Origin of the sequence: Pseudomonas sp., from assembly GCF_036404235.1 — a bacterium.
Lineage (GTDB): Bacteria > Pseudomonadota > Gammaproteobacteria > Pseudomonadales > Pseudomonadaceae > Aquipseudomonas.
Window position 1 is genome coordinate 18,338 of record NZ_DASWOT010000117.1, and the last position, 17,454, is coordinate 35,791.

Here is a 17,454-nt window from a genome sequence, read left to right on the forward strand (position 1 = left end):
TCAGTGGCCAATCATCTGGCGCACCGCCGCTAGCGGACGACGCAGCACCCAGTACGCCAACGACACCTGTTCGCCACTGAGCTTGACCGTGCCCTTGAGGCCAACGCGTTGGTCGGTCGGAGCATCGAGGGTGGCGCGCATGCGATAGGCATAGCTGCCGTCGGGCTGTTGCTCCGCGTCATGGGCGATGTAACGCATGCGCGCGGCCACTGGCGAAAACGGGTTGGCATTGAGGTACAGCCTGACCGCAGCGCCCTCCTCTAGCGGGATCGCATCGCCGACCGCCAACCAAGCCTGGATTTCCACATCTTGCGGCACGGCAATGCGCATGATGCGCTCGCCGGTGGTCACCGGTTTGCCAATCCATTCGCTGGGGTCGTCGAACAAGGCGATGCCGTCCTGGGGCGAGACCACGCGCGAGCGCTGCAACTGCCCTTGCAAGTAGTCAGCCTCGGCGCGACGCTCTTCGATGCGCCCGGCCAATACGGCCAGTTGTGCCTTGGACTTGTTGTCGTAGACGGCCATCTGCGCCATTTGCCGGTACTCGGCTTCGGCAGTGGTCAATGCCTGGCGTGCGACGTCGAGCCTGCTTTGCAGGGGGGCGTCATCAAAGTTGAACAGCGCTTGCCCGGCTACGACCTGCTGATTGGGCTCGACCATAAAGCTGCCCAGAACACCGTCCAGCGGTGCGCGGATCATCGCCGGGTGCGCCGGCACCAGTTCGCCGGGAGCGAGCACGGTCAATTGCACCGGCAAGCACAAGAGCACACCCACGGCGACGATGCCAATGACCAACCGCCCCGGCCTGCGCCGGATCTGTTTGGGTAAGCGGGCCAGACGACGGCGCCAGGACAGCGGCTCGGCGTGCAGGCGCACGGCATAGGCGTATTGCAAAACATCGCGCCACTCATCGAGCAAGGCGATGTCATGGGCAGGCCAGGGCTCATCACGCGCCAACAGCAGCGCACCGGGCAGGACGTGGCCCGCCTTGACCTGAATCTGCATGGGCAACCACAGCAGGTAGGCTGGCAGCCATTCACTCCACTGGCTGGCCAGATGCGCGGGCAAATCATTGGCAGTAATGCTGCCGCACGGTCGCTGTTCACCGTGTAGCACACAGCACACTTGGGTCAGCCATTGCACGTAAGGCGCGTTGGCTTCCAGTTGCACCACGCCCGACAGCGCTTGCACGCCGCCCTCTTCCAGCCATAGCGCACCTTGACGATAGGCGGCCAGGGCATGGCTCTCGTTGACCGCCAGGAACCCCAGTTCAACCGTGTCGAGGGCATGCCGGGCAAGGTGTGACAACTGCGTCAAGGTGCTCAGCGCCGCCGCTGAAACACCCCGATTGGCGCAAGACAAGTCGGTCATGTACGCCCGCTTGCCCAGAGTGCAGTACGACTGGCCGCCGTGCGCAACTGCTCGCTCAAGCCGCTACGACCACGAGGTATGTCGGCGGTGGTCTTTTCCGAAACCGTCTTGACTCGGAATGTCACCTCGGCCTGATGGCCGCTGCTGTCCTTGGCCACTACCTTGATTGCCAGCTCGCCCTTGAAGCCTGGCGGTGGCGTGCCTTCGAACAAGCCGGTGGTGCTGTTGAACGTCAGCCAGGTCGGCAAGGCACTACCATCGGCCTGTGTCGCCTTGAGCACGATGCCCGGTTGCGGATCACTGTGGCCGAAGGCGTCGGCTGGGAGGGTAAACAACAAGTGCTCGCCCAAGGCAAACTGTTGATCGCCCATGCCGCGCAACACGGTCAGGCCCGATTGTCCAAGCGGCAAGATACCCACCGAAAAAATGCCCGGGCCGCTGTCAGTCTGGGTGCGCTGGAAGTCGTTGAACGGCGTCGGCGACAGCGCTGAGTAGTGTTCGTTGAGCGGGCCGGAATGACCCAAGAATCCCGAGAGCGAAGAAAATACCCCCGTACCGTTTACGCCGCTGCGGTGTGCCGCAGAAATAAACGGGCCGGTGCCGGGCGCTTCTACCCCAGGTCTGATCATCCGGTTGGCACTCCAGTCCGCCTGTATCTCCATCGAGTTCACTGTTTCGCTGATGGGCTGAAACGATGTCTGCGCCGTAGCCGTGATCGGGGGCTGCGGCTTGTTCGGCACCTGTGGATCGGGAGTCTGCACAGGTGGCGTCACAGGTGGCGTCACAGGATCAATTGGGGCGCTGGCCACCTCAAGGGTGAAGGTGTTGCTGACCGACGCCGCGGACAAGTCCGTGGCCGTGACCACAACACTGAGGTTCTGCGCTGTCGTCGGCGTACCGCTGAAGGTTCGGGTCGCACCGTTGAAGCTCAGCCATGCAGGTAATGGCGCACCCTCCGCCAGAGTCGCGGTGTAGGTCAGGGTGTCCCCGGCATCGACATCGCTGAACGTATCGACCGGCACCACATACAGCAGCGGCGTACTGACCGTCGCCTGTTGAGCGGGGATTGCGGTGACTGCTATTGGCGCGTCGTTGGCGCCATGAACGGTGATGGTCAGGGTCGCGCTGCTGGTGGCCAGGGTGTTGTCAGCCAGGGTGTAGGTGAAGGAGTCGGTCAGGTTACCGGTGTTGGCGCTCAACGCTTGAACCGCTGCGTTGGCGTTATCCACCGTGTAGGTATAGCTACCGTCGGCATTGAGGGTCAGGCTGCCATAGGCACCTGCCCGCGCCGAGCCCACTGTGCCACCGGCAATGGCGGTGACGGTTTTGGTGTTGCTGCTCAGGTCGTTGGTGAGCACGTTGCCGGTTGGGTTGGCCCCGGCAGTGCCGTTGGCCACACCGCCCGCCTCGGTCGCACTTGCCGTGTCGTTGGCCGCAACCGGTTCCACGTAGCTGCTAACGCTGATGCTGAACACGTGATCGATAGCGTTGCCGCCGCTGTCGGTGGTGCGGATTCGTACGGAATAATCACCCTCGCCCAGCGCTGCCGGGTCAATGACCTTCAGGGTATTGCCGACAAGGCTGAACGAGGCGTTATCGGTGCTGCCCGCTCCGGGGACAAAGCTGTAGGTGAAGCTATCGCCAATGCTGGCGTCGGTCGTGGACAACGTACCGACAGTAGCGTTGGGGCCCTCGCTGATCCGTACGCTGGCGTTACTCAGGCTCACTGCGGTCGGTACGTTGACGTTTATGCCGTCACCTGACTGGCTGATGGGCGTGGTATAGGCAGTGTTGCGGTTTGCGACCTGATCGGCGAAGACGAGGTTGACGGCCAGATCATCGCCAGCATCGACATCGGTACCACCTGAAGGAACCGTGAACTGTGCGGTGTAGGTCGTGCTGTTGATACGCGTCAGGTTACTCAGGGCGTAGCCAGCCACGGAGCCGCTGTCCAGGGTCAAGGGTGAGCCACCATCATCGCCGACGGTAATTGTCACAGTCGCGGTGTCACCAGCTTTGAGCGGAGCGTTGGGCACGCTGACATTCGTCACAAGCGCCGGGGTATGGTCCAGCGTGTAGGTCTGGCCAGCCGTATAACCTGCACCGATGGCCGTCGAGGTGCCGGAGACGATACCTGTACCTGCGTTATTCAGATCCAGGCGCAATGTGCCATCGCCGGAAAGGCCGCTGACGATCACCTGCCAGGTGTCGCTAGCCCCGCTAGAGCTGACCGCAAGAATGTTGCCAGTAGCAGTCCCCGTCGTGCTCAGCACGAAGTCGTTGATGTCGACACCGGAGACCGGCACGTTGAATTTAACGGTGTAGACGACCTCGGATGCCGAGCCCGAAACAGCGGCAGCGCCCACCCGCTCGATACTGTCTACCAGCGGCACCACGCCGGTCACCTCAAGGGTGAAGGTGTTGCTGGCTGACGCAGCGGACAGGTCAGTGGTCGTGACCACGACGCTGAGGTTCTCCACTGTCGTCGGCGTACCGCTGAAAGTTCGGGTCACGCTATTGAAGGTCAGCCAGGCAGGTAGTGGCGCCCCACCCGCCAGAGTCGCGCTGTAGGTCAGGGTGTCACCAGTATCGACATCGCTAAAGGTGCCGACCGGCACCGTATACAGCAGCGGCGTGCTGACGGTCACTTGTTGGGGGGGCAGCGCGGTAGCGACCTGTGGTGCATCGTTGGCACCGTGAATGGTGACAGTCAGGGTCGCGCTGCTGGTAGCCGCAGTGTTGTCGGCCAGGGTGTAGGTGAAGGTGTCAGTCAGGGTATCGGCGTTGGTTCTCAAGGCCTGAACTGCCGCGTTGGCGTTGTTGACCGTGTAGGTGTAGCTGCCGTTGGCATTGAGGGTCAGGTTGCCATAAGTACCGGCCCGCGCCGCACCTACTGTGCCACCGGCAATGGCAGTGACGGTTTTGGTGTTGCTGCTCTGGTCGTTGTTGAGCACGTTGCCGGTCGGGTTGGCCCCGGCAGTACCGTTGGCCACACCGCCTGCCTCGGTCGCACTTGCCGTGTCGTTGGCCGCAACCGGTTCCACGTAGCTGCTGACGCTGATACTGAACACGTGATCGATAGCGTTGCCGCCACTGTCGGTGGTACGGATTCGTACGGAATAATCACCCTCGCCCAGCGCTGCCGAGTCAACGACCTTCAGGGTATCGCCGACAAGGCTGAACGAGGCGTTATCGGTGCTGCCCGCTCCGCTAACCAGGCTATAGGTGAAGCTGTCGCCGATGCTGGCATCGGTCGTGGACAACGTACCGACAGTAGCGTTGGGGCCCTCGCTGATCCGTACGCTGGCGTTGCTCAGGTTGATGCCCGTGGGGGCATTGGCGTTGATCGAATCCAGGCTCTGGCTGATCGGCGTGATATAGGCCGCGTTGCGGTTACCGGCCGAGTCAGCCAGCACAATATTGAGCGGTACATCACTGCTCGCCGCGACGTCGGTACCGCCCTGGGTCACGGTGAACTGTGAGGTATAAGTCGTGCTGTTGACGCGCGTCAGGTTACTCAGGGTGTAGCCGCCGATGGTGCTGCTGGCCAGCGTATAAGGATCACCGCCATCGTTGCCAACGGTGATTGTCACAGTCGCGGTGTCACCAGCTTTGAGCGGAGTATTGGGCACGCTGACATTCGTTATCAACGCCGGGGTATGGTCCAGAATGTAGGCTTGGCCAGCGGCATAACCGGCCCCGATGGCCGTCGAGGTGCCGGAGACGATACCTGTACCGGAGTTATGCAGATCCAGGCGCAATGTGCCATCGCCGGAAAGGCCGCTGACGATCACCTGCCAGGTGTCGCTAGCCCCGTTAGAGATGACCGCAAAAATGTGGCCAGTGGCAGTCCCCGTCGTGTTCAGCTCGAAGTCGTTGATGTCGACACCGGAGACCGGCACGTTGAATTTAACGGTGTAGACGACCTCGGATGCCGAGCCCGAAACCGCGGCCGCACCCACCCGCTCGATACTGTCTACCAGCGGCACTATGCCGATCACCGCTGACGAGGCGGCGCTGGCCAGGGTTTCCAGGGTGCCCCCTTCATCGGTGAAGCTCACCTGGTCGCGCACATACTTATTCACCTGCGCCGAGGCCAAGGTGTAGGTGGACGCTGTGGCACCGGAAATATCAGTCCAACCCGAGACGCCGTCAGCCGACACCTGCCATTGATGGTTGAAGGTTACGCCGACCAAACCTTCGACATCGGCAATGCCCGAGGTGTTGGCGGTCAGGGCCTGGCCTTCGGTGCTGCTGCCCGACAAAGTCGGCAAACCGGTCGGTGCATCGTTGACTGGCGTGAAGGTAATGGTGAAGGTCTGAGTCGCACTGGTGTCTACACCGCCATTGCCCGTGCCACCGTTATCGTGAATGGCCAAGGTCACGGTCGCGGTGCCATTGGCATTGGCAACGGGGGTAAATACCAGATTGCCGCTGGCATCGATGCTCGGCTGGTTACTGAACAGGGCGTTATTGCTGTTGCTGACGATGAAGTTCAGGCTCTGCCCGGACTCGTTGGACGCCCCCGCACCGATACCGGTCGCCCAGCCAGCAACGGTTTGCGCACCGGCATCTTCGAGTACGGTCTGATCGCTGCCTTTGGTGAACGTCGGTACATCGTTGACCGCCGTGACCGAGGTGGCGATGGTGTTGGTGGTGGCTGCAAAGGCTGTGCTACCGCCATTGGTGCTGGCGTCGGCGGTGACACGCACCTCGGTCGCGGCTGACGTGGTATAGCCGCTGCGGGTATTGTCCACCGCGCGGACAGTCAGTGCAGGCGGCGTGCCGTTGTAGTTGCCAGCCGGCAGGAACCGTAGCTGGCTGCTGGCCGACAGCAACAATGACGACCCAGTGCTGACAGTGCCAACGGCATACCAGTGCGCACCGGCGTCGGCGGAATATTGCCAGACACCTTGGGTAGACGAGTTGGCCGTGTTGCCGCTTACTGCTATCCCGCCCAGCGAAGCGCTTGGGTCCGGGTCGCTGAAGTTGATACCGGTCAGCGCGGAAATGGCCACGCCGACGGGTGATGTGGCGTCTTCCAGGATGGTGGGGATGCTTGTATTGCCCATGCCTGTGGGGGCATCGTTGATCGACGTCGCGACCACGGTAGTCGTGTTGTTCGTAATGGTCTGAGCGCCGTCACTGATCGCAATGCTAAAGGTCGTGGTCTCGGTACTGCCAACTGCGACACGGTTCGTCATGGGCTGATACACCAGCCCATGGACTGCCGTTCCCAGAGTTGCAGCGGTAGTGGCCGCATGGGTATAGGTGAGGCCACCGTCCGCAGAGGAAAACCCATTGGCGAGGAGCGATGCGCTAGTGAAGCTGCCCTTGGCCGCGGAGTCCAGGGTGATGGTCATGGACAGGCTGGAGCCGCTCAGCACAAGGCCGGTGAATGGCGAGACAGAGGCATTGTCATTAACCGCCAGGCCCGCGCTGGTGCCAGAGAGGGTTGGCGCGACGTAATCAGTGACGACGGTGCCAGTGGCAGTCCGGTCGCTGCTGCTGGTGCCATCTGTGCCATTGCCCGGGCTGCCTTTGCCGCCCTTACCGCCCGCACCGACGTTGCCCGTCATGTTGCCTGTACTGGTCGTATCCATGCGCAGCGTGCCGATATTGTAAATGCCGCCTGCGGCATTACCGCCGTCGCCGCCTTTGCCGGCGTTTGCAATAGCAAACAGACTACCGCCACCCCCGCCGCCGCCCGCAGCAATATTGTTGCTGACGGTACTGTTGATAATCGTCAAGATGCCGCTGTTATAAATGCCGCCTGCCGCGTCGCCGCCCCTGCCACCGGCACCTGTATAGCCGCTGCCACCGCCGCCGCCGCTGATCGACAGGGCGCCACTACCGGCGACACCGCCATTACCGCCGCTGTCCACGTAGGCAAAACTGCCACCGCTATCGTAGTTGTAGACCTGCCCAGCACGACCACCTGACGCCGCGCCTGTACCGCTTGAGCCACCCTTGCCCCTGAAATTATCACTATAAAATGCACCGCCCCAGCCACCCTGTCCTGCGGTGCCTAAAGCGCCTGAGGCAGAGGGTGCTACTTGGGGTGTATTAGGGCTCAAGGGGTGCCAGTCGCCACCTTTGCCACCTACTCGGTTGCCATAACCGCCGCCACCGCCGCCAGCACCGCCTGAGCCATAATTGTAACTAGCGCCGCTCGAACCACCGCCACCACCAGCCGCAGCCTTATTCGCCGTCACGATGCTGTTGGTGATGGTCAGCACGCCAGCATTGTAGATACCGCCGCCCAGCGCCGCCGACCCCACCGCCCCACCCGTGATTAGAGTGTCGCCGCCATTACCACTGGCCAGCCCGTTTTTGATTGTCAGGCCTTGCAACTCCACACGGCTGCCCGCAGTGCCAGCGCCGACACTGATCACTCGCGCCCAGTTGTCGGCATCCAGTGTGTGCCCGGTGCCGACGATGGTGAGCTTGTGACCGTCCGTTACGTTAATGCTGATCGCGTCGCTGGCCGATGCAAATTTATAGTCGCTGTCAACGCCGATCAGCGTAATGGTGTCGTCCAGGTTATCCGTGTCGGCGGTGGCGATGGCGGCTTTGAGTTGAGCCAGATTGGACACGCTGGTGGTGTACAACGAGTAGTCATAATCCGCCAACTTCGAAACATCCAACACCGGCGCACTGTTCAGGGTGCCGGTGGCGATTTCCAGATCCCAGTTGCCGCCATGGGCGATATTCCCGGTGGAGTCGGTGGAGGCCGCGACCACAGCACCCGTAGCGTCAGCCAGGCTTTGAATGAAGCTTTGACCTGTGGTGCCCGCACCCACATCGCAGCCATACAGCAGAATCTCGCCATCAGCCTGCATGGCTGAACCGATCTTGCCCAGTTGTGCCTGGTACTGCGCCATATCCCCGGAATACAGGGCGCTATTGCCCAACAGCAGCAAGCCGCTGTCGCCGTGCGACACGATACTGATCGATTCCACGTCATGCATGCCTTCCAGCGCGTCGGCAATTTGCTGCACGCCATCGCGGTCGGCATCGAGGAGCACCACTTTCACATCGGCTGCGGCCGCAGCAATGATCGATTGATAATCCGGCACTCGCGAATCGACAAACAATACTTTCGTAGCGCTGTCGGCCAGGCCATCAGTGGCGCGTTCAGCCGCCACCGCTTTGGCGGGCTCGGCCGTCGTGGCCTTGCTGGTCTCGACCGGCGCGGTGCTGCGGCTTTGCGTTTGCGAAGCGGCAACCACACTGCCCAACTCGGCAACGTGAGCCACCGGCGCCTCGACAGCAATCGGCTTGACCGCCTCGGCGGCCGTGGCCACTGCCGCGCCATCGAACATGATCCGCGCTTCCAGCACCAGCGGCGCCGGTTTGCGTCGTTGCAGGCCACGTGAAGCGTTGGCGGAAAACGGGCTGGAAGTACGATCAGTAGTCATGGCAGTCCTTGCAAATGCGATGCGGCGCAGACGGATTCAGAGAATAGAAGTGTTATCGGTGTTTCATCAGCGTTACGTAAGGCCGGCCGTCGGCTTGGCAGCAATCACATTGGCCGCACTGCCGTCCTGGTTGTGCCAGAACGACAAATCGTTGAACTGGGCAAACAGATCTGGCGGCAGGATCGTACGTCGCGGTTGCAACTCCACCTTGGTCCGCACCTTGTGCAAGCCATGCACCCCAAGCGATGCATCGAATTCCGGGGCGTCGTAACTCACTGCATTGAAGTCATGCTCGAACGGTGGCTCGTCGATGAAGCGGTAGATCAGCGGCATTACCTTGTGCGGGGCCTGAGCCAGCAAGTCGTAATCAACAATCAACAAGGAGGACGCATGCTCGCCATAAAATGCTTCCTTGAGTGCCGCCCAGGGAAAACCGACCATACGGTTACGCTGCCCCAAGGTCTCGACCCGGCTGTAGACCGTATTGCGTTCCACACTGTCACCGAACAGTCGAGTGATTTCGTAGGGATTGGCACGAAAACGCCGCTCAAGGCTGTCCATGATCCAAGCCACATTGCGCACGCAGGCGATGACCTTGGCACCGGGAAACTGGTCGGCCAGCAGCGGCATATGCCCGCTCCAACTGCGGTTGGTGTCAAAGATCACCTGCTTGTCGGTCTGGTCGGCGTAATAGGCGTCGAATACGCCCCGCAGCAGGCGGCGGCGCTGGGCCTGATCAAGCATCGCACCCAACTCGCTGCCCGCGCCGAACTGAGCGAGCATATTGCTGATAATCATGCCCACCGGGCTGCTCATGCCCGCGTGGAAACGCGGGTTCTGCAACAGCAGCGCGCTGAGCAGGGTCGAGCCCGAGCGAGGCAGGCCGGAGATAAAGTGAAATGTATGCGGTGAAGCGCTCATACGGGAGCTCCTTGGCGACTATGGCGCGCTGGGCGGCGTCAGCAATACGGTGCCGCTCATGCCGGCGATCAATTCCGGATGCTGGCCGTCTATAGTTGCCACCAGCTTGATCGACTGGCTCACGGGATCGACCCGCGCGCCGACGCGTGTGACACGCGCCGGGTAGCTCTTGTCGGTTTCGTCGATGCGCAGTTGCAGCACCGTGCCGGTCTTGAGCCAGGACAGCCAGCGAGAGGGCGCGAGAAACTCGATCTCCAGCACGCTGTCATCGAGAATGTCGAGAATCGCCTGGCCCGGCTGGGCGAACTGCTGTTCGCGCATCTTCTGCTCAGCCACGCGCCCGGAAAACGGTGCAGTGATGCTGCACTTGCCGAGCATGGTGCTCATCAGCGAGACATCAGCGCGGTTCTTCGACACCTCGGATTCGGACACCTGCAATTCCACCTGCCCTATGGAGTTCAACTCGCTCAGGCGCTTGTTGGCGGTCCAGGTCTTTTCAGCGGCGCTCAACCCGGCACGAGCCTTGTTCAACTGCGCTTGTTGCAAAGAGCAATCAAACCCCACCAGCACCTGGCCCTTCTTGAAGGCACCACCTTCGGGCACCGGCAGGCTGCTGATCTTGGCGCCAATTTCCGCAGCCAACGTCGTGAACTGGCGTGGCGACAGTTGCGCGCGGATATCCCGCGACTCACCCGCCCCCCGCGCCGCATTTGTCGCCGCGATTGGAGCCACACCAGAAGGCACCAAGGCCGCTGGCTGCGGATCAGCAGCGAACGCGGCACTGCCACACAGCACTCCCGCCGCCAGCAGTAGAGCCTTCATCACTTGACCTGTCCTTCAAGCTGAGCAGTCGCCGGCACCGCGCCGATATTGCCCTGATTCCATTGCTGCAACGACAGTGCGACGTTGTTTTGCAGTTGCGTCAGCGATTGCGCCTGCACGTCACCCACTTGCGGCTCCATGCCCAGCGTCGCTTGCAGTTTGCTCGCAGCGGCGTTGGCGACCGACATCGCCTGATAACGCCGCAATAGGCTGAGAATGGCCGAGGTGTTGCTCGCCACTGTGTCGAGCTTGCTGGTGGTTTGCGCCTGGGCACGGTTGGCAGTCTGCGCGTTGAGGCGGTCGTCGACCTGCCAGATGGCGTCGGCCCGCTCGTATTGATGCAGGGCATTGGCGTATTGCAGGCGGGCTATATGCACCTGAGCCAGGACCGCCATTTGCGTAGCGACCCGGCGCTGATCCGCCAGGCTGATCCCGGCCTTGGCCAGACGGTATTGCGACGGCGCACTGAGCAGATTGATCAGGTTGAAGGAAATCTGCGCGCCCGCTTCATTCCAATTGTTGTTGATCATGTACTTGTCGGAATCATGGCGCAGGTTGTAATTGAAGCTCAGGTTCGGGAACAGCCGCAGCAGGGTCTTGCGGGTTTCCTGACTGGCGATCCGGGAGTTGTAGTTCTGCTCACGCAACTCGGCGTTCTGCGCCAGGGCCTGGGCTTCAAGCTGTTCGACTGGCAGGTCGAGGATCTGTTTGTTGAAGGTTTGCGCAGGTTCCACCACTTGCAGCGCCAGACCCAGCGGGGCGTTGATCAGTGCCGCCAACTCGATACGGGCCGTGGCCAGTTCCTGCTCGATGGCTTCCAGCAGGCGCAGGTTTTCCAGCACTTGACGCTGATAACGCAAGGACTCGACCGGCGCGCGCAGGCGCTCGGCTTCGGCCTGGCGGGCGTCGGTCAGGGCGGACTCGGCCAATGCTGTCGCATCATTGACCTGTTGAAGCAGCTTTTGCGCGCTTGCGGTACGCCAGAACGCGGTGCGCACGTCCTGCACCAGCACATGCATGGCCTGGCGGCGCCGCTCGGAGGCGATCAACACTCGGTCGCCGTTCTGCTTGGCGTTGTAATAGGACAGGCCGAAGTCCAGCACGCTCCAGGTCAAACCCAGATCAGTAGTGGCGTGCTGCTTATCACTGGAGATATACGGGTTGGCCAACGATGGCTGGCCGGTGACCGAGTCAACCGCGCGGGTGGTCGCGTATTCGCTGCGGTCGCTGTAACCGGCAGCGGCGATCATCTTGGGCAGCATGTCGAAGTTGCCGACGTCGAACTGGTTCAGCGCCAAGGCCTCTTCCATCTGCCGCGAGCGGCTGTCGAGGTTGTACTTCAACGCACGGGCAATGGCGTCTTCGAGCGTCAGTGGCCCGGTGATTGGCGCCACATCCTGCTGGGCCGTGACGGCATCCAGGCGGGTTTGCTCCCTGAGCGCTTTTTTGTCGAGCGGCTCCGGGGAGAGGCTCATACAACCGGACAACAGCACAATGGAGGCTAGGGCGCTGAGCTGAAGCCCGGCGCGAAACCGACCTGCTGAAATCAATGAACGAGGCGCAACTGCGCAAAACCGAACATACATAAGATTCCTACTTCCCCTGATCGAATAGGCAAAACGCCCATCACGGCATAAGCCGCCACTGGCCATTGAGCGGGCAAAGCCCACTCAGAAAAATCCCTTTAAGCTCAGCCAGACCGCCAACGCGATGCAGGATGCTGCACAGAGAGACCACAATGCCTGTCGCTGGCGCCTACAAGGCGCACTATTGAGGAGGATCGGGCGCACACCAAAGCGCCCGATCCTCACCACGTATCGACAAGAAACCTCTTTTTAATTCATGCTCCATACGCCTAGGCGAAATCTGGAACAAACGTACGCATATATATGTTCAGTAGCAATTGACTGAAGACAAAGCTCGTGCCACAGCTTTAATAGCGCGAAGTTATAGCTTAGATGCGATGATGTCAATTTGATATTTATCCATTTCTAAAGATCGTATTCCTGCCAATACGCACCCTCCATGACCCCACGAAGAAAAATCAAAAAGGCAAAATACAGACGCGCAAAAATAGTTAGCTAAACCGCCCTCTATGTGTACCGCTTTTTTGAAAAGTCCGCTTTAAACGGGAAAAACAGGCCAACACCCCATATATGCAAGCCTTGTGCTGCCTGTCATTGAGGCCGAGCCCTGGTGGTGAGCACGATCTGCACATGGCTACGCGCATCCCCATTCTGCCCCAAGCAAATAGGTTGCCAGCAATACCCTATTTTTAAACTCAGATTTATAGAACGAAGTTTTGTTGAGGCAGCGATATAAAGTTTCCAACCGCACCGACAGCAATTGAAATCCAGAAAGAAGTCAATATAAAAATATTTTTAGGTCGGCAGCTTTTTTGTACTTATCAGGCTGAGCGCTCTGCAACAAGGGTTTGCGAGGCGACGGTGCATGACCAGAGCCTTAAAATATTTTTATCAGAAGCGACATTGTGGCTCCATGAAGTGTTTACTTAATTAAAAGAACAGAGCGGATAGCCGCTTAATTTAAGTGAAAGCCAGGTATGGGCATCAAATCGAGCCCTTGAAAGACTTGATGATGTTGGTCTGACCGTATTAACAGGGCAGTAAAGGTGAGCGCCCGTCCCTGTGGCGCATCGCCGTTGCGTCAGCTCAGAAGCCGATGGTCGCCGAAAGCAGGAAAGTCCTGGGGGTTGAGAGGGTCAATCCGGGCTCGCTGTCATCTGAGGCCCCAGCAGAACTCCAGTAGCGTTTGTCCAGCACGTTTTCGACATTGGCACGTAGCGTGACGGCCTTGTCGTCGACCTTGAACGCGTAGCGCGCGCCAACATCGAAGCGCTCCCAGGCGTCGATTTCCTTGCTGTTGGCCTGATCCAGATATTGCGAGCTGGAATAGATGCCGCGTCCGGTCAGGGTCAGCCCTTGTAAGGTCGGTACGTCCCATTCGGCGCCCAGGTTGACGTTGTACTTGGGCGTGGCGGGCGCCCGGTTGCCGTCGTAGGTGCCGTTGGTGGTATGGGTTAACTCGCTGTCGATATACATGACGCCACCGAGCAGGCGGAACCCTTTGAGCGGCTCACCGAACACGCTCACCTCCACACCGTCGTTCTGGCGCTTGCCGTTCGGGCCGAAGACTCGCGACCCGGTGTTGGTCTCGTAGGCTGGCTGCTTGATCCGGAAGACGGCAGCGGTAAGGGCAAATGAGCCTAGGTCATACTTGGCGCCGACTTCGACCTGGCGACTGATGAACGGCGGGAAGATTTCGTCTTCGTTCACCGAGGTCGATGGCGCTATTTTGCCCTGGCTCAGGCCTTCCATGTAGTTGGCATACAGCGACAGTTGGTCGGTGGCCTTGAACAGGAGACCTCCCGAGGGTGAGACTTTTTCCTCATCGTAGGCCGTGTCGCCTTTGACACCATCCGTCCAGTCGTCAACCTTAACCCTTTGCCACCGGGCGCCAAGGGTCAGCAGCAGGCGGTCATCGAAGAAGCCAAGCGTGTCGGACAACGCCACCCCGCTGAAGCGGTTTTCGGTATAGACCTTGGAATCGAAACGCGTGGGCGTGCTGGGCGTCGGCGTTTGTACCGGGTCGAACAGATTGCTGGGGGACGCAGCATAGCGAGCGCCGCCATTTTCGAAATCCATGTAGAAATAGCTGGCGGCCAGATTGACCTCATGGCTCACCGGGCCGGTATGGAACCAGTTGCGCACCCCGGCCGTGGCCGTCCTGACATTTTCGTCGCGGGTAAAGTCACGCGGTTGAACGCTGAAATCGCCCGCATTGTTGGTGATTGAAACAGCATGGCGGAGGAAGTCATGGTTGCTTTTACGTGCCCCAACCCCGCCGTACACCATCACCGAATCGCTGACGTCGTACTCGCCATTGACCGCGCCGAAGGTGTCTTTGGTACGCGCCTGACTCCAGGCTTGCGCATAGTTATCCCGGACATCGTTAGCGTTCGGTACTTTTGCGTTGGCGCCTATCTGCACGCGCTCCTGAGGGGCATCGGTGTCGCGCTCGGTGTGTCCGACATCGGTCGAAAGGCGCAGCCGATCACCGCGAAAATCCAGGCCCAGTACGGCCATTTCGCGGTCGACACTTTGGTGATCCCATTCGGTATCGCCAGACTGCTTCACGCCGTTGAAACGAATGCCGAACTTGCCCTCATCGCCGAACCGACGCCCGATGTCCACCGCACCGCCCACCTGATTGTTGGAGGCGTAGTTGCCGGTGAATTCAGTGATGGGCTTGTCGGTCGCGCGCTTGGGCACCACGTTGATGCCACCGCCCACACTGCCCCTGGGCGAAATGCCATTGATCAGTTGGCTCGGCCCTTTAAGGACGTCCACACGTTCGGCCATTTCCATGTCGATGGTGTAGGTCGGCAGAATGCCGTAAAGACCGTTATAGGCGACATCACTGTTGAACAGACTGAAACCGCGAATGGTGAATTGCTCATAGCGCCCACCGGCCGGGTTGGTAGCACGCACCGAAGGATCGCTGGCGATCAGGTCGCCCAAGGTTCGCGCCTGCTGGTTTTTGACCGCCTCGCTGGTGTAGGTGGTCATGCTGAACGGCGTTTCCATGAAGTCCCGCGAGCCCAGCAAGCCTTGCGAACCACGGCGCGCGACCTGGCCACCGGCATACGCCTGCCCTTGCGTCGAGTCGCTGGCACCGAGAATCGAGGTGGGCGCCAGTTGCAGGCCGCTGCCCTCCGGGGCCGGAGTGAGGGTGTAAGCCTGCTCGCCCACCGGCAACAGTTGCAGGCCGGAACCTTGTAGCAGGCGCGCAAAGCCCTCTTCAACGGCGTACTCACCGGACAACCCGGCACTGTTACGCCCGCTCACCAGGGACGGGTCTACCGACAGATTGACCCCGGCCAGCCCGGCAAAGCGGGTCAGCGCAGCGCCCAAACTGCCAGCTGGGACCTCATAACTGCGCCTGCCCGTGGTGTCGGCCCAACTGGACGCGACAAACAGCGGGCTGGAACTCAGGCTCAACAAAAGACCAAGATGCAACAACGGGCGCAAACGATAGGGTAATACTGCAGACATGGAAGCAAGCTCTCGTATTTTGTTCACTTACCTGGAATGACCGGCGACGTGAAAAAAAGGGACAGGCTTCACGCAGTATTTTTTTGAGGCGCAGTGTTTCGAGGAACCAGCGTGACCCAATAGCGGGTGCGCATATGCACCTCCACCGGCAGGCTGGCCGCCAGCAATGAAAGAATCCGATCAGTGTCGTCGACACGGAAACTCCCGGTAACGCGCAACGCTTCCAGTTCCGGCTCCCAGCGCAACAAGCCAGCGCGGTAACGACCCAGCTCGCGCAGGAAGTCGCCCAGCGGTTGGTTCTGCGCCATGAGCACGCCGTCGCGCCACCCGGGGAGCTGGGCGTCGAAAGCGCTGACAGGTCCCGCCCCGGTGCGTTGCAAGCTGACCTGCTGGCCGGCACCCAAGGCCAGGACCGGCCCTTGCAAGGGTTGCAGTTGTACCGTGCCGCTGACCACTGATACCCGGCAGTCATTGGCATTGAGGCGCACGCAGACTTCGCTTTGACTGACGATGATGCGGCCATATGGCCCCTCGATGATCAGCGCTGCACTGCCTGGCACCTTAAGCGCCATTTCGCCGCGCACCAGCGTCAGGCGCCGAGCACCCAGGTCAACATTGACGGCGCTGGCGGTGTTCAGTTGCAGCGTGCTGCCATCGGCCAGTGGCAGACGCTTATGCTCGCCCGTGGAAGTTTGCAGGTCGGCCCGCCAGACATCCAGCGGCAATTGCCGCCCCAGCAGCCAAGCGGCCGGCACCAGCGCGGCGACCGCCAGTGCCCGCTTAAGGACTGCTCGCCGAGCTTCGTCGGGACGATCCAGTGTGGCCAGCGCCAGGCTCGAAGGCAGGCCGCAAAAGCGTTGACGCAGTTGTTGAACCTTCTGCCAGGCGCGCTCGTGCCTGCTACAGCTGTCGCGCCAATGCTGCAACTTGAGGTGATCATCATCATTGGCGTCGCCAGACTCCAGCAAGGCCAACCACTGCGCGGCCTTTCGCGCAACCTCACGGTCTTCGGTCGAGGGAGTGGACCGAATCACCAGTCCACCAGCAGGCAATGCTCATAGGCGTGCGCCATGTAGCGTTTGATCGTGCGCTGCGAAACGTGCAGACGTTCGGCGATTTCGCGGTAGCCCAGGCCTTCGAGCTGGCTCAAGAGAAACGCCCGGCGCACCAGGGCTGGCAGACCGTCGAGCAGTTCATCCAGGGCTTGCAGGGTTTCGAGCAGCAGCCAGCGCTGTTCGGGTGACGGCGTGCTTTCTGCGGGCAACTGCGCCAGGGCCTCCAGATAGGCTTGCTCCAGACTGCGTCGGGTGTAGAAGTTGCTCAGCAGGCGCTTGCCCACCGTCAGCAGATAGGCTCGCGGCTCACGCATGTCGGCAATCTGCTGGGAGCTGGACAGCACGCGCAGGAAAGTATCCTGACTCAGGTCCGCCGCATCCCAGGCATTGCCCATGCGCCGCCGCAGCCAGCTTTCGAGCCAGCCATGATGATCGCGGTACAGGGCATGTAGCGTGTGCTCCGTCGGCGTCGCTGCTTCACTCATGTCAAGAGACCCTGGGCGAGGAGTATTTCAAATGAGACTAATTCTAATTAGTGTTACATCCGAATACCAAGCTCTTTTTGTACACACCATCCCCCCGCCGCCACCCAATTCGATCCATCGCTCTGCCAAACACGCTATCCACTGCTTGAACGGTGACGTAGCCATATCGAGTAGGAGGCGGATTTACATCCGCCGTCCTCTCACACCACCGTACGTACGGATCCGTATACGGCGGTTCAGGTCAGGCGGCTAAGCCGGTTTATCGTATCCAGTATTGAAACCAGCCCAAGTCCGTCCCAGAGTT

8 protein-coding genes are annotated in these 17,454 nt (G+C 60.6%); all 8 read right to left on the bottom strand.

Annotated features, from left to right (window positions below):
• Positions 1-1,371 (bottom strand): efflux RND transporter periplasmic adaptor subunit, encoded by a 1,371-nt coding sequence (locus tag VGC62_RS14600; RefSeq protein WP_331187790.1) that lies wholly within the window; start codon positions 1,369-1,371, stop codon positions 1-3.
• A complete protein-coding gene (locus VGC62_RS14605) occupies positions 1,368-8,792 on the bottom strand; it encodes a DUF4347 domain-containing protein (protein ID WP_331187791.1) in 7,425 nt (2,474 codons plus the stop codon). Before VGC62_RS14605 ends, VGC62_RS14600 begins: the two co-directional genes overlap by 4 nt.
• A gap of 72 nt (positions 8,793-8,864) precedes the next feature.
• Positions 8,865-9,713 (bottom strand): sulfotransferase, encoded by an 849-nt coding sequence (locus VGC62_RS14610; protein ID WP_331187792.1) that lies wholly within the window; start codon positions 9,711-9,713, stop codon positions 8,865-8,867.
• A gap of 18 nt (positions 9,714-9,731) precedes the next feature.
• Positions 9,732-10,535, bottom strand: coding sequence for an efflux RND transporter periplasmic adaptor subunit (locus VGC62_RS14615; protein ID WP_331187793.1), 804 nt, complete (start codon positions 10,533-10,535; stop codon positions 9,732-9,734).
• Positions 10,535-12,010, bottom strand: coding sequence for a TolC family protein (locus VGC62_RS14620; protein WP_331187794.1), 1,476 nt, complete (start codon positions 12,008-12,010; stop codon positions 10,535-10,537). The genes VGC62_RS14615 and VGC62_RS14620 overlap by 1 nt, the downstream gene beginning before the upstream one ends.
• A gap of 1,197 nt (positions 12,011-13,207) precedes the next feature.
• The gene (locus tag VGC62_RS14625) at positions 13,208-15,610 is read right to left on the bottom strand and encodes a TonB-dependent siderophore receptor (protein ID WP_331187795.1); all 2,403 of its coding nucleotides are present in this window, start codon (positions 15,608-15,610) and stop codon (positions 13,208-13,210) included.
• A gap of 68 nt (positions 15,611-15,678) precedes the next feature.
• Positions 15,679-16,644, bottom strand: a complete 966-nt coding sequence (locus VGC62_RS14630; RefSeq protein ID WP_331187796.1) for a FecR domain-containing protein — start codon at positions 16,642-16,644, stop codon at positions 15,679-15,681.
• Entirely contained in the window at positions 16,641-17,150 is a 510-nt protein-coding gene (locus VGC62_RS14635) for a sigma-70 family RNA polymerase sigma factor (protein ID WP_331187797.1), read from the bottom strand. Before VGC62_RS14635 ends, VGC62_RS14630 begins: the two co-directional genes overlap by 4 nt.
• Positions 17,151-17,454 lie beyond the last annotated feature (304 nt).